At 73.2% G+C, this 18,727-nt stretch carries 18 protein-coding genes; 9 read left to right on the top strand and 9 right to left on the bottom strand.

Features of this window, described 5'->3' with window-relative positions; genetic code table 11:
* The first annotated feature begins 4 nt into the window (after window positions 1-4).
* Both B9B60_RS15505 and B9B60_RS15500 read left to right on the top strand, forming a co-directional pair.
* Complete coding sequence (locus tag B9B60_RS15505) at window positions 5-1,015, top strand: NADP-dependent oxidoreductase (RefSeq protein ID WP_084452831.1); 1,011 nt, start codon at window positions 5-7, stop codon at window positions 1,013-1,015.
* Complete coding sequence (locus B9B60_RS15500; protein WP_084452926.1) at window positions 1,015-2,364, top strand: cryptochrome/photolyase family protein; 1,350 nt, start codon at window positions 1,015-1,017, stop codon at window positions 2,362-2,364. The genes B9B60_RS15505 and B9B60_RS15500 overlap by 1 nt, the downstream gene beginning before the upstream one ends.
* A 53-nt stretch (window positions 2,365-2,417) precedes the next feature.
* Here the strand turns inward: B9B60_RS15500 and B9B60_RS15495 are convergent, their stop codons facing one another.
* From B9B60_RS15495 to B9B60_RS15480, 4 genes are all read right to left on the bottom strand, one after another.
* Window positions 2,418-3,038: a hypothetical protein gene (locus tag B9B60_RS15495; protein WP_084452829.1), complete on the bottom strand. Its 621-nt coding sequence runs from the start codon at window positions 3,036-3,038 to the stop codon at window positions 2,418-2,420.
* Complete coding sequence (gene egtD, locus B9B60_RS15490; protein ID WP_084452827.1) at window positions 3,035-3,997, bottom strand: L-histidine N(alpha)-methyltransferase; 963 nt, start codon at window positions 3,995-3,997, stop codon at window positions 3,035-3,037. The genes B9B60_RS15495 and egtD overlap by 4 nt, the downstream gene beginning before the upstream one ends.
* Window positions 3,994-5,244, bottom strand: coding sequence for an ergothioneine biosynthesis protein EgtB (egtB, locus tag B9B60_RS15485; RefSeq protein ID WP_234993901.1), 1,251 nt, complete (start codon window positions 5,242-5,244; stop codon window positions 3,994-3,996). The genes egtD and egtB overlap by 4 nt, the downstream gene beginning before the upstream one ends.
* A gap of 150 nt (window positions 5,245-5,394) precedes the next feature.
* On the bottom strand, window positions 5,395-5,868 hold the full coding sequence (locus B9B60_RS15480; protein WP_084452924.1) for a pyridoxamine 5'-phosphate oxidase family protein: 474 nt from the start codon (window positions 5,866-5,868) through the stop codon (window positions 5,395-5,397).
* Between the two features lie 170 nt (window positions 5,869-6,038).
* Between B9B60_RS15480 and B9B60_RS17240 the strand changes: the two genes are divergently transcribed.
* The 4 genes from B9B60_RS17240 to B9B60_RS15465 are packed head-to-tail and all read left to right on the top strand — an operon-like array spanning window position 6,039 to window position 10,903.
* Window positions 6,039-6,221: a hypothetical protein gene (locus B9B60_RS17240; RefSeq protein WP_159451232.1), complete on the top strand. Its 183-nt coding sequence runs from the start codon at window positions 6,039-6,041 to the stop codon at window positions 6,219-6,221.
* Between the two features lie 38 nt (window positions 6,222-6,259).
* Window positions 6,260-9,244, top strand: a complete 2,985-nt coding sequence (locus B9B60_RS15475) for a helix-turn-helix transcriptional regulator (RefSeq protein ID WP_159451231.1) — start codon at window positions 6,260-6,262, stop codon at window positions 9,242-9,244.
* Window positions 9,245-9,284: 40 nt separating this feature from the next.
* Window positions 9,285-10,076 carry an isocitrate lyase/PEP mutase family protein gene (locus B9B60_RS15470; RefSeq protein WP_084452821.1) on the top strand — a complete coding sequence of 264 codons (792 nt, stop codon included), beginning with the start codon at window positions 9,285-9,287 and terminating at the stop codon, window positions 10,074-10,076.
* Window positions 10,077-10,096: 20 nt separating this feature from the next.
* Window positions 10,097-10,903 (top strand): hypothetical protein, encoded by an 807-nt coding sequence (locus B9B60_RS15465; protein ID WP_084452819.1) that lies wholly within the window; start codon window positions 10,097-10,099, stop codon window positions 10,901-10,903.
* 61 nt (window positions 10,904-10,964) lie between these two features.
* Here the strand turns inward: B9B60_RS15465 and B9B60_RS15460 are convergent, their stop codons facing one another.
* Both B9B60_RS15460 and B9B60_RS15455 read right to left on the bottom strand, forming a co-directional pair.
* Window positions 10,965-11,414 carry a methyltransferase family protein gene (locus B9B60_RS15460; protein ID WP_072623437.1) on the bottom strand — a complete coding sequence of 150 codons (450 nt, stop codon included), beginning with the start codon at window positions 11,412-11,414 and terminating at the stop codon, window positions 10,965-10,967.
* 167 nt (window positions 11,415-11,581) lie between these two features.
* Window positions 11,582-12,394, bottom strand: coding sequence for an AraC family transcriptional regulator (locus B9B60_RS15455; protein ID WP_094078802.1), 813 nt, complete (start codon window positions 12,392-12,394; stop codon window positions 11,582-11,584).
* A 78-nt stretch (window positions 12,395-12,472) separates the two neighbouring features.
* Between B9B60_RS15455 and B9B60_RS15450 the strand changes: the two genes are divergently transcribed.
* A complete protein-coding gene (locus B9B60_RS15450; protein ID WP_084452818.1) occupies window positions 12,473-12,982 on the top strand; it encodes a VOC family protein in 510 nt (169 codons plus the stop codon).
* An 18-nt stretch (window positions 12,983-13,000) separates the two neighbouring features.
* On the opposite strand, the gene B9B60_RS15445 is transcribed toward B9B60_RS15450, so the two are convergent.
* Both B9B60_RS15445 and B9B60_RS15440 read right to left on the bottom strand, forming a co-directional pair.
* Window positions 13,001-14,011: an aldo/keto reductase family protein gene (locus B9B60_RS15445; RefSeq protein WP_084452816.1), complete on the bottom strand. Its 1,011-nt coding sequence runs from the start codon at window positions 14,009-14,011 to the stop codon at window positions 13,001-13,003.
* A 93-nt stretch (window positions 14,012-14,104) separates the two neighbouring features.
* Window positions 14,105-14,905: a maleylpyruvate isomerase family mycothiol-dependent enzyme gene (locus B9B60_RS15440; RefSeq protein WP_084452814.1), complete on the bottom strand. Its 801-nt coding sequence runs from the start codon at window positions 14,903-14,905 to the stop codon at window positions 14,105-14,107.
* Window positions 14,906-14,936: 31 nt separating this feature from the next.
* Here B9B60_RS15440 and B9B60_RS15435 point away from each other — a divergent pair, with 31 nt between their 5' ends.
* Both B9B60_RS15435 and B9B60_RS15430 read left to right on the top strand, forming a co-directional pair.
* Complete coding sequence (locus tag B9B60_RS15435; protein WP_143445622.1) at window positions 14,937-15,779, top strand: Rossmann-fold NAD(P)-binding domain-containing protein; 843 nt, start codon at window positions 14,937-14,939, stop codon at window positions 15,777-15,779.
* Window positions 15,780-15,814: 35 nt separating this feature from the next.
* Complete coding sequence (locus B9B60_RS15430; protein WP_072623433.1) at window positions 15,815-16,597, top strand: acyl-CoA thioesterase; 783 nt, start codon at window positions 15,815-15,817, stop codon at window positions 16,595-16,597.
* A gap of 120 nt (window positions 16,598-16,717) precedes the next feature.
* Here the strand turns inward: B9B60_RS15430 and B9B60_RS15425 are convergent, their stop codons facing one another.
* Complete coding sequence (locus B9B60_RS15425) at window positions 16,718-18,259, bottom strand: DEAD/DEAH box helicase (protein ID WP_234993900.1); 1,542 nt, start codon at window positions 18,257-18,259, stop codon at window positions 16,718-16,720.
* Between the last annotated feature and the right edge of the window lie 468 nt (window positions 18,260-18,727).

The following is an 18,727-nucleotide window of genomic DNA, read 5'->3' as shown; positions in this document are numbered from 1 at the left end:
GCCGATGACCCAGATCCCCACGACCACCCGCCAGATCGTCCTCGCCTCGCGCCCGCAGGGCGCGCCGACGGCCGACAACTTCCGCCTCGAGACCGTTGAGTTGCCGCAGCTCGCCGACGGCCAGGTGCTCGTGCGCAATGTCGTCATGTCGGTCGACCCCTACATGCGCGGTCGGATGAACGACGTGAAGTCCTACGTCGCCCCCTTCGAGATCGACGCCCCGCTCGACGGCGGCGCGGTCGGCGCAGTCATCGCCTCCCGCTCCGACGACGTCGCCGTGGGCCAGCACGTGCTGCACGGCCTCGGCTGGCGCGAGCACGCGGTGCTCCCGGCGAAGTCCGTGCGGGTCGTCGACACCGACGCCGCGCCCGCCTCGACCTATCTCGGCGTCCTCGGCCTCACCGGCCTGACGGCCTACGTCGGGCTGACCGCCGTGGCCGGCATGCGCGAGGGAGACACCGTCTTCGTCTCCGGCGCGGCCGGCGCCGTCGGCCAGGCCGCTGGCCAGATCGCCAAGGCGCTGGGCGCCGGCCGGGTCGTCGGCTCCGCCGGCTCCGCCGACAAGGTCGCCCGCGTGGTCGAGCTGGGCTACGACGCGGCCTTCAGCTACCGCGACGGTCCCGTCGCCGAGGGGCTGGCCTCGGTCGCGCCCGACGGCATCGACGTCTACTTCGACAACGTCGGCGGCGAGCACCTCGAGGCCGCGATCGGCGCGCTGTCGACCTTCGGTCGGGTCGCGATGTGCGGGGCGATCTCGCAGTACAACTCGACCGAGCCGCCCGCTGCACCCCGCAACCTGACCCTCGCCATCGGCAAGGGGCTGACCCTGCGCGGCTTCGTCGTCGGTCAGTACCCCGAACTCGTCGCCGAGTACCACTCCCGGGCGCCCCAGTGGCTCACCGAAGGTCGACTGGTCGCCGACGAGACCTTCCGCGACGGCCTCGACGCCGCCCCGCAGGCCTTCATGGACCTGCTCGACGGTGCCAACACGGGCAAGATGCTTCTCCGCCTGTGATGGGCACCGCGATCATGTGGTTTCGCCGGGACCTGCGTCTGCGCGACCACCCCGCCCTGCGGGAAGCCGCCTCCCGGGGAGCTGTGCTCCCACTCTTCGTCATCGACCCGACGATGTGGGGGCCGGCCGGCCGCGCGAAGACCGCGTGGTTGGCCGCCACTCTGCGGGCGCTCGACGCGTCGCTCGACGGTCGTCTCGTCATCCGCCTCGGCGACCCGGCCGAGGTCGTGCCGCGCGTCGCCCGCGAGGTCGGGGCCACCTCGGTCCACGTCAGCCGGGAGAACGAGCCCGGCGGCGTCGAGCGCGATCGTCGTGTCGTCGCCGCGCTGCGCGAGATCGGCGTCGAGGGTGTGGCCACCGGCTCGCCCTTTGCCGTCGACCCCGGCACGGTGCGGACGAAGGGAGGCACCCCCTTCAAGGTCTTCACCCCCTTCGCCACCGCGTGGCGCGAGCACGGCTGGGACGAGCCGACGAGTGCGCCGCGTGGGGTCGAGTGGATCGAGGCCGACACCGACGGCCGGGTCGAGGCGATGCTCGACAAGGCAGCGCGTGAGTGCCCGATCGACCTTCCGACCGCGGGCGAGGACGCCGCCCGGCGGCGCTGGGTGCGCTTCCGCGACGAGGCGCTGGCCGACTACGACCACGATCGCGACCTCCCGGCGGTCGAGGGGACCTCGCGCATGTCCGCCGACCTGCACCTCGGGGTCGTCCACCCCCGCCAGCTCCTCCACGACCTGCGCGGCGAGCGCGGCGACGGGGCGCAGACCTACCGCACGGAGCTCGCCTGGCGGGAGTTCTACGCCGACGTGCTCTGGGCCAACCCGGACTCCGCGTGGCAGGACCTGCGGCCACTCCCCCTTCGCTACGACGAACCGCAAGACGCCATCGAGGCGTGGCGCGAGGGGCGCACCGGTTACCCGATCGTCGATGCCGGCATGCGCCAGCTGCTCGGCGAGGGATGGATGCACAACCGGGTGCGGATGGCCACGGCGAGCTTCCTCACCAAGGACCTGCACGTGTGGTGGCCCGTCGGCGCGCGACACTTCCTCGAGCACCTCGTCGACGGGGACCTCGCGTCCAACAATCACGGCTGGCAGTGGGTCGCGGGCACGGGGACGGACGCGTCGCCGTACTTCCGGGTCTTCAACCCCGTGACGCAGGGCAGGCGATTCGACCCCGACGGGACCTACGTACGTCGGTGGGTGCCGGAACTCGCGCACCTCGACGGGGCGGCCGCGCACGAACCGTGGAAGCACGACGACGGGTACGCGCACGGATACCCACAGCGGATCGTCGACCACGCGCAGGAGCGCCTCGAGGCCCTCGCCCGCTACGACGCGGCGACCTGAGTCGTACCCGAAGATCTTCGCCTCATCGGGTGGTCACCCGATGCCGCCAGGGCTCAGCCCACCGTCGGGCGCGCGACAGTGGTCGTCACCCGGGTCAGGCTCGGCGCCGCCGGGGTGGAGCTGAACCCGAAGCGCGGCGCTGGGGACACCGGCGCGAGGGCGCCGAGGTCGGCCCCGTGCCACGTGCCGCCCAGTGACGTGAGGCGGTGCTGGTCGTGGGCACCGTAGTACTCGCGTCGGCCGCCGCCGGCGCTGCCGACGGTGCGCACACCCGGGAGCAGGCGACGGGCGACCGGGTCGCACAGACGCGCGAACGCTCGGCTGCGCCCCACGCGTTCCGGCACGGGTCGCAGGAGCCAGCCAAGCCAGGTGCGGTGGCCGATCCCGATCTGGCAGCTCAGCGGCCCCGCGGCGAGGCGCCAGCCGTCCGGTGCGTCGACCAGCGTCACCGGACAGAGACGGACCTCGTCGAAGGTGTAGGTCGCGGACACGTACTGCGCCACCGCCTCGTCCGGGGCGAGCAGGATCCGACGCCCCTGGGCCGTCGCCACCATGACGTCGGTGAAGGCCCCGAGCGGCGAGCACGTCCAGTCCCCGATGACCAGGCGCAGACCGCTGGTGCTCCCGGCGCCCAGGATCCGCCCTCGGAATCGATCGAGCACCACAGTACTCACGCGTCGACGCGCGCCAGGGTGAGCGAGAAGTCCCCGGCCCCGTCCGTCCAGGCCGCAACCGGGTCGAACCCGTGTCCGACGAGCTCGTCGCGCAGGGCGTCGAGATCGAACTTGCGGGAGATCTCCGTACGCAGGTGCTCCCCCGCAGCCAGCCGCCAGGTCCGTCCGATACCGCTGAAGTCGGCGGTGATGTCCCGCACCGCCCGCAGCCGCATCTCGATCCGTGAGGACTCCTCGTCCCAAGCGGCCTCGTGGACGAAGTCGGCGCGGTCCAGGCCACTGACGGGGGTGGTGCGGGTGATGACGTCGATGAGGTTGAGGTTGAACAGTGCGGTGATCCCGGCCTCGTCGTCATAGGCCGCGACGAGACGCGTACGGTCCTTGACGAGGTCGGCGCCGAGGAGCACATGGTCCCCCGGGTCGAGGGCGGCGTGGACCATCCGCAGGAAGTCCGCCCGCGCTTCCTCCTCGAAGTTGCCGATGGTCCCGCCAAGGAAGGCCAGCAGCCGCCCGCCGGGCTCGCCGGTGAGAGTCGGCAGCCGATGGAAGTCGGCGACGGCCGGCTCGACGGTCAGACCCGGGTAGTCCACCCGCAACTGGTCCGCGGCCTCGAGCAGCACCTCCTCGCTGATGTCGAGCGGCACGTACAGCGCGCTGCGGCCACCGGCGGTCAGAGCGTCGAGCAGCTCGCGCGTCTTGGTCGCCGTGCCCGCGCCCAGCTCATGCAGGCTCCGCGCTCCCGTGAGTCGGACGATCTCGTGGCTGCGCCGGGCGAGGATCTCGTGCTCCGCGCGGGTCGGGTAGTACTCGGGCAGAGCGGTGATCTCGTCGAAGAGGCGGCTGCCCCGCTCGTCGTAGAACCAGCGCGGTGGGAGCGTCGCGGGGTCGGACCAGAGGCCGGCCCGCAGGTCCGCCTCCAGCTCGGTGCGGTTGGACACCTCAAGCTCGGCAGCGCTCATCGGGCGAGCCTCAGACCGGAGAAGGCCCAGCGGGCACCGGCGGGGAAGAAGTTGCGGTAGGTCACTCGAGAGTGATGGGGCGGGGTGATGGCCGACGCGCCCCGCAGGACGTGCTGGTCGTTCATGAACTTGCCGTTGTACTCGCCCACGGCGCCCGGGGCCGTCTCGAATCCCGGGTACGGCAGGTACGCGCTCGCCGTCCACTCCCAGACGTCGCCGAAGGTGACCTCGGCCGCCGGCCCGGGGTGGCAGCGCTCGGGGTCGAGCAGACCGCCGTGCGTCTGGTGACCGCTCACGGCGCGGGCCTCCCACTCCTGCTCGGTGGGCAGGCGGTGGCCCGCCCACCGGGCGAAGGCATCGGCCTCGAAGAAGGAGATGTGGCACACCGGCTCGGCGGCCACCACCGGACGGCGTCCCGACAGGGTGAAGGTCGTCCAGCCGTGGTCGTCGTCCCGGCGCCAGTAGCCGGGCGCGTCCCACCCCGTGGCCTGCAGGGTCGCCCACCCGTCGGAGAGCCACAGGTCGGGGCGGGCGTAGCCGCCGTCGTCGATGAACCGGACCCACTCGGCGTTGGTCACCTGGCGGGTGCCGACCTCGACGTCGTCGAGCCACACCCGGTGACGCGGGCGCTCGTTGTCGAAGGCGAAGCCGCTGCCGTCGTCTCCGATGTGCGTGACCCCACCGGGCACGTGCGTCCAGCGCTGCGGGACCGGGTCGGCCGCGGGGTCGGGGTCGGGCGCCCGCTCAACGTAGACCGGCTGGAGGACATTGCCCGAGAGGAGGTGCTTGACGTCCATGAGGAGCAGCTCCTGGTGCTGCTCCTCGTGGTGGCAGCCGAGCTCGACGAGGTCGAGCAGCGCCTCGTCGAGGGTCCCGTCCTCGAGCCGGGCGACGAGCTGCTCCTCGACGTCCTGGCGGTAGGCCGCGACCTCGGCGACGCCCGGACGGGTCACGTGTCCGCGCGCGGCGCGGGGGTGACGCTCCCCCACGGCCTCGTAGTAGCTGTTGAAGAGATAGCGGAAGGCGGGGTCGCGCGGTCGGTAGGCAGGGTCGGCACCGAGGACGAACTCCTCGAAGAACCACGTGGTGTGGGCCCGGTGCCACTTCACCGGGCTGGCCTCGGTCATCGACTGCGGCGTCTGGTCCTCGGGACCGAGGTCCCGGGTGAGCCGGTCGGTCCGTGCCCTGACGGCGAGGAACCGCTCGGTCAATGCGGCGAGGTCTGGTCGGGGAGAGGTCGTGGTCATGCTGTCCTCCATGCGACGGAGGTTGACGACCACCGTCGGGCACCGGGGAAGTGGAGCTTCGGACGGGTTCGACGCTACACGCATCCCCCGACGAGCGCGCGTCGTGGCCCCGCGTGGGGGCGGCGCGACACGCCGGGGACGCGGCGTCGCTCAGAGGCTGACGGTGCCGGTGTCGCCGAGGTCGGGCCGCCCGTCGCTGACGAGTCCCTTGGCCATCTGGACGACCGTCGCCACGGTGCCGGGCGAGGTCCAGTAGCGCGCGGTGTCGGCCGTGACCGTGATCAGGGTGCTGTTCGGGTCATCAGGGCCGCCCTCCATGAAGGCACCGGCCGACGCGTCCCACAGCCGCCCGAGCAACTCCCGGTCGTCGTTGCGACGGGCCGTGCCGCTGACGCTCACCCAGCCGTCGTCCGTGGCATACGCGATGTTGACCTCGGGGTGGGCCGCGATCGCCCGCACCTTGTCGGTGTCGGCCTCAGTGATGAAGTGGATGGTGCCCGGGTCGTCGAGGTCCTGGGTGCCCATCGGCACCGACACCAGGCGTCCGTCCTCGACGTGGGTGAGGACGGCGATCCTCGTCTCCCGCATGATCTTGGCGACGGTCTCGATCTCGGTCTCGCTCATCGTGCGCTCCTTGTGCTCTCGGGGCGGTCTTCGCCGGCTGACTACCCGCTCCGCTCGTGTCGACGCACGGGGACCGGCGGATCTGAGGCACCGGATAGGGCACCTGACCGATGTCGGGGCCTACCTCAGGGGCGAAGGGTGGACCTCACCACCGAGAGAAGGAGCACCTGATGAACATGGCCACCGACCCGACCTTCGTCGCCGCCGAGGTCGCCTACCGCTTCGAGCGGGACCACGTCACCACCGTCGCGCGCCCGCGGACCGGACGCCACCACCTCCCGGGGCTGTGGCACCGGGTGACCCACCTGCACCACCGCCACGGAGACGCCCGCGCGAGCACCGTGGACCAGTGAGTCCGCACTCGGGGACCGCCACTGGGATGATCGGCGGCATGCCCCTCGCCCCGCGCCCGCACGCCCTCGTCGGGAGAGACGCCGAGCTCGCCCGGCTGCGCGCGGCCGCGGGGCTCACCACAGACCCGGACACGGGGTTGGCCGGCGTGCTCGTGAGCGGGGACGCCGGTATCGGCAAGTCTCGGCTCGTCGCCGAGATCGGGCAGCAGGCGACCACCGCCGACCACCGGGTCGTCGTCGGGCACTGCGTCGGGGTCGGCGGGTCGACGCTCGCCTGGCTCCCCTTCGTCGAGGTCGTCGCCGGCCTCGACGAGCTCGTCCCGGACATCGTCCGCAGCACCCTGGCGACCCACCCCGCCCTGCACGCGCTGCGCCCGGGCGAGGGCGCGGTGACCGGCGAGGAACCCGGACGGGTCGCGCACGCCGTCCACGCGCTGCTCACCGAGGCGGCCCGCGAGCGCCCGCTCCTCGTCGTCGTCGAGGACGTCCACTGGGCCGACCACAGCTCACGCGACCTGCTGACGCTGCTGCTCACGAGGGGGTTCAGCACCCCCGTCACGCTCGTCGTCACCTACCGCAGCGACGACGTCCACCGCCGCCACCCGCTCCACGAGGTACTCACCGTGTGGACGCGGCTGCCGCTCGTCGGACGCATCGACCTCGGCCCGCTCCCGGACGCCCAGATGCGTCGACTGGTGCGCTCCCTCGGACCGGCCACCGAGGGCACCGACCTGTCGCAGGTGGTCGACCGGTCCGAGGGCAACCCCTTCTTCGCCGAGGAGCTCGTCGCGAGCGGGGACACGACGAGCGTCGACCTGGCCCGCCTCCTCCGGCTGCGGCTCGACCGCCTCGACGACGCGGCCCGGACGGTCGTGCGGGCCGCGTCCCTCGCGGGAGGAGCGCTCGAGCCCGAGCTGCTCGCCGCCGTCGTCGACATGGACCCCGACGACCTCGACGCGGCGCTGCACGCGGCCATCGACCACCACATCCTCGAGACGGCGGGCGGGGCGCTGCGATTTCGCCACTCGCTGCTCGGTGAGACCCTGGCCGAGGAGCTGCTGCCAGGAGCGCGTCGGCGCTGGCACCGCGCCTGGATCGAGGCCCTGCAGGCCCGACCCGACCTCGGCTCGGCCGTCGACCTCGCCCGGCACGCGGCCGCGACCGGCGACACCGAGACAGCCGTGACCGCGGCCGTGGCCGCCGGCGACGAGGCCCTGCGCGTCGGTGGGGCGCGAGACGCCCAGCGGCTGTACGAGGCGGCCCTCGGTTGGCTGGACGACGACGCGGAGCGACGCGGGCGGATCGCCCTCGTCGCCTCTCGCGCGGCCGACCGGGCCGGTGACTCGGTGCGCGCCATCGACCTGCTCGAGGAGGCCGTCCGCGACCTCGACCCGGCCGAGCAGCCCGTGCTGCGAGCCCGGCTGCTCGCACGGGCCGCCGCCAAGTACACGACGCTCGACCTGCCGAGCGACCCGGTCGCGATGTCGAGCGAGGCGGTGGCCCTGCTGCCGCAGGAGTACGACGAGGAATGCCTCACCGTCGCCCTCGACCACCTCGACGTGCTCGTCAACAGCAGGCACGTCGACGCCGGCGCGGTCGCCGACGACCTGCTCCTCCGGGCCGAGCACCTGGGGATGTCGCGCGTGGTCTCCCGGGTGCGCATGCAGCAGGCCCGGCTGCTCGCCGCCACGGACCCCGACCTCGCCTACCAGGGGCTCATGACCGCGGCCGCCGACGAGAGCGCACCCGACGTGCTGCTGCCCACCCTGCTGCGGCTGGGCAACCTCGACCGCAACGCGGGCCGGCTGGAGTCCGCCCACGCGCACTACACCCGTGGGGTCGCCGTCGCCGAGCGTGAGAAGCGGACCTGGGGCCCCTACGGGATGGAGTGCCGGCTGCAGGCCGGCCGCGCCGCCTACGAGCTGGGGCGCTGGGACGAGGCCGAGCGGCTGCTCACGTCGCCGGACGACCTGCCCCAGCCTCCCCGCGGATTCATGGAGAGCGCGCTCGTCGAGCTGCTCGTCGCCCGCGGGGAAAGCGGCCTCGAGCACCGGCTCGACGGCACCCGCGACTGGTGGGACGTCGACGCGCTGCTCGTCGTCGGCTGCCTCGGCGGCATGATCGACGTCCTCGGCCGGGCCGGTGAGGCCACCCGGTTGCTCGAGTGGGTCGTGACGGGGGTGGAGTCCCTCCAGCGCGCCTGGGGTCCACGGACCCAGGCCATCGTGCGCATCACCGCCCTCCTCGCCGGCCAGAGCGCCGACCTCGCCGCCGACGGCCGCGTGCCCGAGAACCTGCTCACCGCCCTGCGGCAGACGACGCACCGGCTCGCCGGGCAGGTCGGCGAGATCGTCCCGGACCTGCGCATCCCTCCGGGACCCGACGGCATCGGCGCGGTCCCCGCGGTGGCGCCCGTGGACGAAGGGAGCGACCCGGCATCTGCGGGCGGCGAACGTGAGCCGGTCGGCCCCGAGAGCAGGGCCTGGGCCCGGCGGCTCGAGGCGGAGCTGCTGCGGCTCGACGCCACCGCCTCCTCCGACGAGGTCGTCGACGCGTGGCAACGCTCCGTGGCCGCCTTCGCCGACCTGCCCCAGGTGCCCGAGCACGCCCGGTCGCTGCTGCGCCTGGCTCAGGCCCTGACCGCCGCGGGTCGAGCGGACGAGGCCCGCGTCGCCACGGCGGCCAGTCGCGCCCTGGCGACCCGCCTGGGTGCCCGGCCGGTGCTCGAGGCCCTGGCGGTCCTCGACGCCCCTGCGGCCCGCGCGGCCGGCGCCGACTCCCCGCACACCGCGAGCGTCGACTCCCCGCGCGCCGACTCCCCCCGCACCACGCCGCTCACCCCGCGCGAGAGCGAGGTGCTCGCCCTGCTCGAGCGCGGCCGGACCAATGGCCAGATCGCCGCCGAGCTCTTCATCTCCCGCAAGACCGCGAGCGTCCACGTCTCCAACATCCTCGCCAAGCTGGGCGCCGCGACGCGCGGCGAGGCCGTCTCGCTCGCCCGGGACGCCGGCCTGATCGGCTGAGGCCTTGTCGCCCCCCTTCGCCAGTTGGGAGGGTGGAGCCATGAGCGATCTCAAGAGCCTGGCCAGCGACCTCCTCCGCCTGCACCACACCGACGAGACCCTCGTGCTGCCCACCGTCTGGGACGTGTGGTCCGCGCGTGCGGTCGTCGACGCAGGCTTCCCCGCGGTGACGATCGGCAGCCACCCGCTCGCCGACTCCCGCGGTCAGCAGGACGGCGAGGGGATGACCCTGGACGACGCGCTCGACGGCATCCGTCGGATCTGCTCGGCCGTGCGCGTGCCGGTGAGTGCGGACGTCGAGTCCGGCTACGACACCCCGGCCGCCCAGCTCGTCGAGCGCGTCCTCGACGCGGGCGCGGTGGGCATCAACGTCGAGGACACCGTGCACTCACAGGGCCGGGTGCGCGAGGTCGCGGAGCACGCCGACTACATCGGGGCGCTGCGCCAGGCCGCCGACGATGCCGGCGTCGAGCTCGTCATCAATGCACGCACCGACGCGCTGCTCCACAGCACCGACCGTTTCCCCGACCCGGTCGCCGAGGCGATCACCCGCATCCGGGCGTGCGAGGAGGCCGGGGCCCGCTGCGTCTACCCGGTGAAGATCCCCGACGCGGCCACCCTCGCCACCCTCATGGAGGCGACCTCGCTGCCGCTCAACGTCACCGCCCACCCCGTCGACGGCGCCCCCTCGGGGTCCCTGCAGGAGCTGCGCGACGCGGGGGTGCGCCGGGTGACCTTCGGCCCGCTGCTGCAAAAGGCGCTCACCCAGTCGGTCGCCGAGCTCACCGGCCCGTGGCTCGGCCGGGCCGGCTTGGCCGACCAGTCGGACTGACCTCCGGCAGACTCGGGCGCATGCGACCCCTCCCCCAGCACTGGCAGTTCGCGAGCGCCGAGGTCGAGCACGAGGGGCGGCGCTTCCCCCTGCGCATCTGGGGGTGGTCGGCGGAGTCGGCCGCCGACGCGGCCATGCGCGCGCAGCACCGGCTCGCCGCGGCCGTCGACCAGCTGACCCGCGGGCGGGCCGGCCTTGACTACTACCCCCGCACGCCCCTGCGCGAGGAGGTCCTCCACAAGGTGCGCGGCGCCGACGGTGCACTGATCGGGGCCGTGACGCGCAACCGGATGGGCGTCGAGGTGCTCAACACCGATGTGCTGCTCGTGGCCGACGTCGACCTGCCGGCTCCGCAGCGCAAGCTGTTTCGCACCGTGCAGCCCGACCCCGGGCCCGCGCTCGAGCGCATCGCCCGGTGGGCGACGGGGCACCCCGACCTCGGGGTGCGCACCTATCGGACCGCAGCCAGCCTGCGGGTCATCATCACCGGCCTGGCGAGCGGGCCTCCCGACCTGGCGACCCTCGTCGACCTCGGCTCGGACGACCTCTACGTGCGGCTGTGCGGACTGCACCAGACCTCCCGGGCCCGGCTGACGCCGAAGCCCCACCGGGTCGGCATGCCGAGGATCCACGTGGGCTGGCCGTACCTCGGTGGCGCCGAGCGGACCGCGGAGAGGTGGCTCAGGGACTACGAGCGGGCGTGCGCCCGCCGTGCCGTGTGCGAGCTGCTGTCGGTGACCGGCCCCGCCCCGGACGGAGACGCGTCCGTGCTCGTCGACCTGCACGACCGGGTCACCCGTGCGACCTCCGGGCAGCAGCTGGCGTGAGCAACTGGCGTGAGCCGGCCTGGGCGCGGTCCTGCACGGGCGCGGGCCGGTCCCGCGCGGGTCACAACCAGCGCCGCACGCTCGCCACGTAGTCGCCGTAGGTCGAGCCGAATCGGTCGCGCAGCGCCTCCTCCTCGGCCGAGACCTGGAAGGTGTCGATGACCCCGACGAACCCGGCCACCGGCAGGATGGCGAGCAGGTCGCGGCGGTGGATCGCGTAGCCGGCGAGCAGCAGGGCGTCACCGAGGTAGATCGGGTTGCGGGAGTAGCGATAGATGCCCTGGCGCACGACCTTGCTCGCGTCGGCCGGGCGGGTCGGGTCGAGGGTCGTGCCCGCGGCGCGGATCTCGCGGATGCCGGCGGCGGCGACCCCCAGGCCGGCCACCGCGACCGCCGCTCCGAGGAGCGACGTGGCAGGTGACGTGGACGACCCCCGGCTCAGCAGGCGTTGCGCCGCGAGCGAGGCCAGCCCGACGACGGGTGGCGAGCGCAGGATCGAGAGGGGCTCCATGCACCAACGGTAGTCGCGTCGGCCCTCCGTGGACAGGCCCCGATGATGACGAGGACCTCACCCCCTCCGCGAGTCGAAGAAGATCCGCGACCTGGATGTCGCGCTCCTTCTTCGACTGGCCATTCCAGGGCCGGGCTGTGCCGCGACCCAGCGGTCCGGACACTGAGTCAGTGTGACTCAGTGCCCCCGGCGCGGTACCCGGTCGGGGTGAAGCCGAGCATCCTGCCGAACTCGCGTGTGAGGTGGGCGTGGTCGGCGTAGCCGAGGTCCGCGGCGATCGTCGACAGGTCGGCTCCCGGCTCCTCACGGACGCGCTCGGCCGCCTCCTGCAGCCGGCGGCGACGGATGATCTCCCCCGGGCTCATCCCGACGTGCGTGCTCGCCAATCGCTGCAGGGTGCGCACGGACGCACCCAGTCGCGCGGCGAGGTCGTCGACCCGCAGCAGGGAGGGGTCGCTGTCGGCCAGCTCGACGAGACGCCGGGCCGGGACCGCGTCGGGATCCGCGGCCACCGCCGCCCCCACCTGCGTGGCGAGCCAGACCTCGAGCAGCCGCGCTGCGGCGGTGTGCCGTTCGTCCGCGTCGCCCGGGCCGTCCATGACCCGGGTGACGTCCGCGTGGAGGCGGGTCGCCCCCTTCGTCTCGGTGTCGCGGTCCCGCAGCGTGCCCACGTCGCCGACGACCGCATGGGCCGCCCCTGGACGCAGCAGGGCGCCCACGGCCCAGCCGCGCCCGGTGAGGTCGCGCCGCCAGGCCCGGGAGACCGGGCCGTACACCCGCACCGCATCGGCCTCGACGACGAGCTGGCACGCAGGGAAGGGCAGCGTCAGCGCCTCGTGCACCGTCCCCTCCGGCAGGTCCCACTCCGGCACCCAGAACCACCGCGCGAGGGGCTCTCCCTCCGCCGTCGGGAGGATCCGGGAGACCGGCGCCCGGGCGTCCGGACGCAGCTGGCCCTTGCGCGGGATCGCCTCGCTCACGGGCCGAGCGTAGGGGCACCCACGAGGTTGGCGCAGATCTTCAAGCGTCCCGCCCTCGGGCTGCCTAGCGTCGTGCCCATGGACACCACCACCGCAGCGACCGGCCAGCACACCGACCACGGCGTGCCGCACGGGTTCACCAGCCTGACCCCCTTCCACACCGTGCAGGACGCGCAGGGCGCGATCGCGTGGTACGAGCGGGTCTTCGGCGCGCGCACGGTCGACGTGACGCAGATGCCGGACGGGAAGGGAGGGACGCTCGTCGCGCACGCGACGCTCGACTTCGGGCGGGGCCGGCTGCAGATCTCCGACCCGATGCCGGACTTCGGTCTCGTCGCACCCCACGAGGACGACGTCGTCTGCTCCTCGATCGCGCTCTACGTGCCCGACGTCGACGCCGTGGTCGCCGAGGCGCAGGCCGCGGGCGCGACGATCCGGGAGTCGCTCGCCGACTTCGTCTCCGGCGACCGCTTCGCCTCGATCCGCGACCCGCACGGGCTGCGCTGGGCCGTCATGACCCGCGTCGAGGACCTGTCCGACGAGGAGTCGGCGGCGCGGGTGCGGGAGTGGGCGGCCGGGCAGGGGTGAGCCCGGCCGCCCCCGCGGTCAGCTCGGGCGACGCTTGGGCGCGTTGGCCTCGGTCAGGCCGGCGTCGCGCTCGACGTGCTCGCCGAGGACGGCATCGATCTGCGCCAGGACCTGCGGCTCGAGCGTCACGCCGGACGCGGCGACGTTTTCCTCCACCTGCTCCGGGCGGGACGCACCGATGATGGCCGCGGCGACGTTGCGGTTCTGCAGCACCCACGCGACGGCGAGCTGGGCCATCGACAGGCCCACCTCGTCGGCGATCGGCCGCAGCCCTTGGACCGCGGTGAGCAGGGCGTCGTTGCCGACCCGCCCGGAGATCGAGCCGCCGACCTCCTCGTGGGCGGCGCGGCTCCCTTCGGGCAGAGGCTGACCCGGCTGGTACTTGCCGGTGAGGATCCCCTGGGCCACGGGGCTCCAGACGATCTGTGACAGGCCCAGCTCCTCGCAGGTGGGGACGACCTCGTCCTCGATGATCCGCCAGATCATCGAGTACTGCGGCTGGCTGGAGATGAGCCGGATGCCGAGCTCGCTCGCGAGCCGGTGCCCCTCGCGGATCTGCTCGGCGGTCCACTCGCTGACGCCGATGTAGAGCGCCTTGCCCGAGCGGACGACGTCGGCGAAGGCCTGCATCGTCTCCTCGAGCGGCGTCTCGGTGTCGAAGCGGTGCGCCTGGTAGAGGTCGACGTAGTCGGTCTGCAGGCGGCGCAGCGACCCGTCGATCGACTCACGGATGTGCTTGGCGGACAGGCCGGAGTCGTTGTGCCCGCCGGGGCCGGTGGGCCAGTAGACCTTGGTGAGGATCTCGAGCGACTCGCGCCGCTGCCCCTTGAGGGCTTCGCCGAGGACCGTCTCCGCCGCGGTGTTGGCGTAGACGTCGGCGGTGTCGAAGGTCGAGATGCCGTGGTCGAGCGCCGCCCGCACGCAGGCGGTCGCGGCGTCGGCCTCGACCTGCGAGCCGTGGGTGAGCCAGTTGCCGTAGGCGATCTCGCTGATCTTCAGACCGCTGTTGCCGAGGTATCGGTACTCCATGAGGCTCACGCTACGCCTCGCGATCCGGGGGAGGTCACGACCCTTCGAGACGCTCGGCCGCGGGCGGCCTCGCTCCTCAGGGGCCGTGGCGGATCATGGGGTGACGTTGAGCCGGCCGAGGACGACGGCCGCCGTCCCCTCGTCGCCGGCGACCGTGACGTCGGCGTCCGCCGGGTCGACCCGACCGCCGGTGAGCCGCAGCCACGTGACGTCGTCCATCTCGAGGGTGACGTCACTCCCTTCGCTCGGGTCGAAGGGGGCAGCCCTCCCGTCGTCGCCCACCCGGGCGGCGAGCACCCGGCCCTGCGGCCCGGAGATGTCGGCGACGACCGCGGTGCCGGCCGGTAGCCGGCGCAGGCTCATCGGGAAGATCTTCGTCATGAGGCCGGCGACGTGCGCGGCCCCGACACCGGTGGTCGTCAGGGGGCGACCGGTGGCGGAGCGGATGTCCTGCTCGTGGACCCACAGGTCGATGGGGCGGTTGCGCAGCAGGGTCGCCAGGTCCCAGCCGAGTGCACCGACGATGCCGGGAGCCGGCTGCGAAGGGTCGGAGAGGTCGAGCCCCGCGAAGACCTCGCGGCGGCGGGCGCACGCCGTCTCGAACTCGTCGAGCAGCGCTGCGGCAGAACGCCCCCGGCGCGCCTCGACCCCGATGTGCGTGAGGTCGGTCGGCATCGGCTGGTTGGCTCTGGACTCGACGTCGATCGCACCCCCGTCGGGCTGGGGCAGGCCGGCCGCCTCGGACTCGAGGTGCGCGAGGTGGGCGAGGACGTCCTGGACGGTCCAGCCCGGCAGCGCCGGGCGCTCCCAGTCGTCGTCGCCGAGGTCCCGCAGGACGGCGAGGAGATCCTGGGATGCCTGCTCCCACAGGTCGAGCGGCTCGAGTCGCGTCATGGGCTCACCCTAGGGGTGGGAGGATCGTGCCGTGACCACGGACCGACCGGACAGCTCCCCCCTTCGCGCCGTGCTGCTGGGGTGCGGTGACCTCGGCACCCGGGTCGGCACCGCCCTCCATGCGAAGGGGGTGGACGTCACCGGGGTGCGTCGCACGGTCACGGCCCTGCCGCCGCACATCCGGGGGGTGTCCGCGGACCTGGCGGCCGGGCCCGTGCCCGACCTGCCCGCCGACCTGCTCGTCATCACGATGACCCCGGACCGGCGCGACCCCGGCGGCTACCGCACGACCTATGTCGACGCGGTGCGGCACGGGCTCGAGGCGGTGCTGCGCGCGGGCACTCCCCGGCGGGCGGTGCTCGTGTCGTCGACGAGCGTCTACGAGGGGCTCGAGGGCGATCTCGACGAGACCACCGACGTTGCGCCGCAGTCGGATCGGCCGCGGATCCTGCTGGAGTCGGAGGCGCTCTTCCACGAGGCACTGCCCCACGGCACGGTGCTGCGGCTGAGCGGGCTCTACGGCCGGCCGGGCGGGCGACTCGTCCAGCGGGTGCGCGACGGGGAAAACCACGACCCCGGGCGCTGGACCAACCGGATCCACCGCGAGGACGCCGCCACCGCGATCACCCACCTGCTGACGATGCCCGAGATGCCGGCCGAGCTCTACGTGGGCACGGATGACGAGCCGGCGTCTGCGGGCGACGTGCGGGGCTTCGTCGCCGACGAGCTGGGCATCGCGCGACCGGCGCCGACCGGCGTGCAGACGCCGACGGGACGGCGGATGCGCAACGCGCGCCTGCGGGCCGCGGGGGTCGAGCTGCGCTACCCGACCTATCGCGAGGGCTACCGGGAGATGCTGCGCGCCGAGGGGTGACCGCGGCCTTCTCCGGGCCGAAATATGCTGACGACATGGATCTGCAGGAGATGCTCGACCAGGCCGCGACTGGTGACGTCCACGTCGAAGAGGGCTGGGGCCAGGGCCGGGCCACCTTCGGCGGGCTCGTCGGCGGGCTGCTCGTCTCGGCGATGCTGCCCCGCGTGCCCGAGGCGGCGTCGCTGCGGAGCCTGACGGTCAACTTCGTCGCGCCGGTGGCGCCCGGTGCTGCGCAGGCCGAGGTCGACGTGCTGCGCTCGGGCAAGAGCGCCACCCAGGTCCTCGCGACCCTGCGACAGGAGGGCGCGCCGGTGGCGGTCGCGCTCGGGGCCTTCGGCGCGCCGCGCGAGTCGGCGATCAGCGTGGCTGCGACCGCCGAGGCGCCGCAGCTGGCGGCCCCGGAGACGATCGAGCCCTTCCCCTACATCGCCGGGATGACCCCCGACTTCTTCCAGCACCTCGAGATGCGGCTGGCCGACGGCGGCTTCCCCTACTCCGGGGCCTCGACCTCGCACATGGACGGGTGGATGCGCTTCCGGCAGGCGCCGCCGACCTTCGACATCCGGCACTTCGTCACGCTCGTCGACTGCTGGCCGCCGGCCGTGGTGCAGATGCTCTCGGAGCTCAAGCCGGGCAGCAGCATGACATGGACCCTCGAGATCGTCGACGACGTCACGGCCGAGCCCGACACGCACTGGGCCTACTCGGTGCGCACGGACACCGCCGAGGGCGGCTACGCGCACACCGATGCTCGGGTGTGGCACCCGGACGGGCGGCTCGTCGCGATCAGCCGGCAGACGGTCGCGGTCTTCGGCTAGGCCGGGGTGGTTCGGCGAGCAGCCCGGCGACGAGCTGCCCCCTCTGTCGGCCCCCTCGGCGGATGAAATACGACCCGCGCGTCCAGACGCGCGGGTCGTATTTCATTCAGTGGGGGTGGATCAGCGGCGGCCGCTGCGACCGGTGCTGCTCGAGGAGAAGGCGACGACGCTGCCGCCGCGCGAGGCGCCCTGGCGGTTGCCGCCCTGGCCGCCGCGACGCTGACCGCCGCCGCTGCCCTGGCTGCCGCCTCGGGACTGACCGCCCTGGCCGCCGCCGTTACGGCCGCGGCCGGAGCCGCCCTGACCGCCACCGTTGCGGGAGCGCCCGGCACCGCCACGCTCACCGCGCGCGGAGCCCTGACCGCCCGAGCCGCCGCGGCCCTGGGAGCTGCGGCCGCCCTGACCCTGGCCACCTCGACCACCGCCGCGGTTGCCTCCCTTCGCCCGGCCGTTGCCCTGCTGGGCAGGAGCCTCGACGACGAAGGGACCGGGGTAGGTGCGCTCGCCGGGGGCGAGCTCGGTGAGCAGCTCGTGGCCGACGCCCACGCGGGTCGTCGTCGGCTTGATGCCGGCCTTGCGGGTGAGGTCGCGGACGTCGCGGACCTGCTCGTCGGTCATGAGCGTGACGACCGTGCCCTCGGCGCCGGCGCGCGCGGTGCGACCGGAGCGGTGGAGGTAGGCCTTGTGCTCGACCGGCGGGTCGGCGTGGATGACGAGCGAGACGTCGTCGACGTGGATGCCGCGGGCGGCGATGTCGGTGGCGACGAGGGTCTGCGCGGTGCCGGAGTGGAAGGCCTCCATGGTCCGGGTGCGCGCATTCTGGCTGAGGTTGCCGTGCAGCTCGACCGCGGGCACGCCAGCGGCGTTGAGCTGGCGGGCCATCTTCTTGGCGCGGTGCTTGGTGCGGGTGAAGACGACCTTGCGGCCAGGGGCCGCGACGAGGTCGGTGAGGACCGGCAGGTGGTCGCTGCTGTTGATGTGCAGGACGTGGTGGGTCATCTTGGCGACCGGCGACTGGGCCGAGTCGGCCTCGTGGGTCACGGGCTGCTCGAGGTAGCGCTTGACGATCTGGTTGATCGCGCCGTCGAGGGTCGCGGAGAAGAGCATCCGCTGGCTGCCGCGCGGGGTCTTGTCGAGGATCCGCTTGACGCCGGGGAGGAAGCCGAGGTCGGCCATGTGGTCGGCTTCGTCGAGGATCGTCACCTCGATGGCCGACAGGTCGACGTGCCCCTGGCCCATGAGGTCCTCGAGGCGGCCCGGGCAGGCGACGACGACGTCGACGCCGGCGGCGATGGCCTTGACCTGGGGGTTCTGGCCGACGCCGCCGAAGACGGTGCGGCTGCGCAGGCCGACGGCCTGCGCGAGCGGGGTGAGGGAGTCCTCGATCTGGGTGGCGAGCTCGCGAGTCGGGGCGAGGATCAGCGCGCGGGGTCGCTTGGCCTGGCGGCGCGTGCCCGACTCGACGAGGCGGGCGACGAGCGGCAGGAGGAAGGCGTAGGTCTTGCCCGAGCCCGTGCGCCCGCGGCCGAGCACGTCACGGCCGGCGAGGGAGTCCGGCAGCGTCGCCGCCTGGATCGGGGTCGGGGTGGTGATGCCCTGCTGCTCCAGGACGGAGGTCAGGGAGGTGGGCACGCCGAGGTCAGCGAAGGTCGTGGTCGTCACGAAAAAGGGTGCTCCAGACGGAGTCATGATGCTTCGGTTCTGCCCGGCGCGGGTCATGCCTGCTGCTGTGCAGGGGACGCTCGCGGCGCGATGGCATCGTTGCAAAAGGGGAAGCAGCTCGCTGCAGAACTGAACGGCTGCTTCGTCAAGTGTAGCGGGTGGGGGTGTGAGGGCTGAATCCGTCCTAGCCACGGAGCGTGAATCTGCGGAGTCTCTACCCTAGAATCGCCAAACCCCCGTCGACGGAGATCAAGAGGAAAAATGCCGTGCCTGACGAAGTGATTGCCTCTGAGCACCCCGAACTCGACGAGGACGCACAGTCCGACGTCGACTCCGAAGCCCTTGACCTTTCTACAGGCGAACGACGGCTAGTTGTACTGACCCGCCAGGTTGGGTACGCGGTGTGCGGGTGAGGCGCCTTTGAGTGCGGTGTGGCCGCGGTCGTGATTGTAGGTGTGGAGGAAGTCG

Origin of the sequence: Janibacter indicus, assembly GCF_900176385.1 — a bacterium.
GTDB lineage: Bacteria > Actinomycetota > Actinomycetes > Actinomycetales > Dermatophilaceae > Janibacter > Janibacter indicus.
This window is presented reverse-complemented; position numbering and strand designations above follow the sequence as displayed.

Excerpts from the sequence above, each read along its gene's own strand:
- B9B60_RS15445 (WP_084452816.1), bottom strand. The coding sequence starts at position 14,011 with ATGGAGTACCGATACCTCGGCAACAGCGGTCTGAAGATCAGCGAGATC.
- B9B60_RS15430 (WP_072623433.1), top strand. The coding sequence starts at position 15,815 with ATGGATCTGCAGGAGATGCTCGACCAGGCCGCGACTGGTGACGTCCAC.
- B9B60_RS15505 (WP_084452831.1), top strand. The coding sequence starts at position 5 with ATGACCCAGATCCCCACGACCACCCGCCAGATCGTCCTCGCCTCGCGC.
- egtB (WP_234993901.1), bottom strand. The coding sequence starts at position 5,244 with ATGACCACGACCTCTCCCCGACCAGACCTCGCCGCATTGACCGAGCGG.
- B9B60_RS15460 (WP_072623437.1), bottom strand. The coding sequence starts at position 11,414 with ATGGAGCCCCTCTCGATCCTGCGCTCGCCACCCGTCGTCGGGCTGGCC.
- B9B60_RS15450 (WP_084452818.1), top strand. The coding sequence starts at position 12,473 with ATGGACACCACCACCGCAGCGACCGGCCAGCACACCGACCACGGCGTG.
- B9B60_RS15500 (WP_084452926.1), top strand. The coding sequence starts at position 1,015 with ATGGGCACCGCGATCATGTGGTTTCGCCGGGACCTGCGTCTGCGCGAC.
- egtD (WP_084452827.1), bottom strand. The coding sequence starts at position 3,997 with ATGAGCGCTGCCGAGCTTGAGGTGTCCAACCGCACCGAGCTGGAGGCG.
- B9B60_RS15480 (WP_084452924.1), bottom strand. The coding sequence starts at position 5,868 with ATGAGCGAGACCGAGATCGAGACCGTCGCCAAGATCATGCGGGAGACG.
- B9B60_RS17240 (WP_159451232.1), top strand. The coding sequence starts at position 6,039 with ATGAACATGGCCACCGACCCGACCTTCGTCGCCGCCGAGGTCGCCTAC.
- B9B60_RS15470 (WP_084452821.1), top strand. The coding sequence starts at position 9,285 with ATGAGCGATCTCAAGAGCCTGGCCAGCGACCTCCTCCGCCTGCACCAC.
- B9B60_RS15475 (WP_159451231.1), top strand. The coding sequence starts at position 6,260 with ATGCCCCTCGCCCCGCGCCCGCACGCCCTCGTCGGGAGAGACGCCGAG.
- B9B60_RS15440 (WP_084452814.1), bottom strand. The coding sequence starts at position 14,905 with ATGACGCGACTCGAGCCGCTCGACCTGTGGGAGCAGGCATCCCAGGAT.
- B9B60_RS15465 (WP_084452819.1), top strand. The coding sequence starts at position 10,097 with ATGCGACCCCTCCCCCAGCACTGGCAGTTCGCGAGCGCCGAGGTCGAG.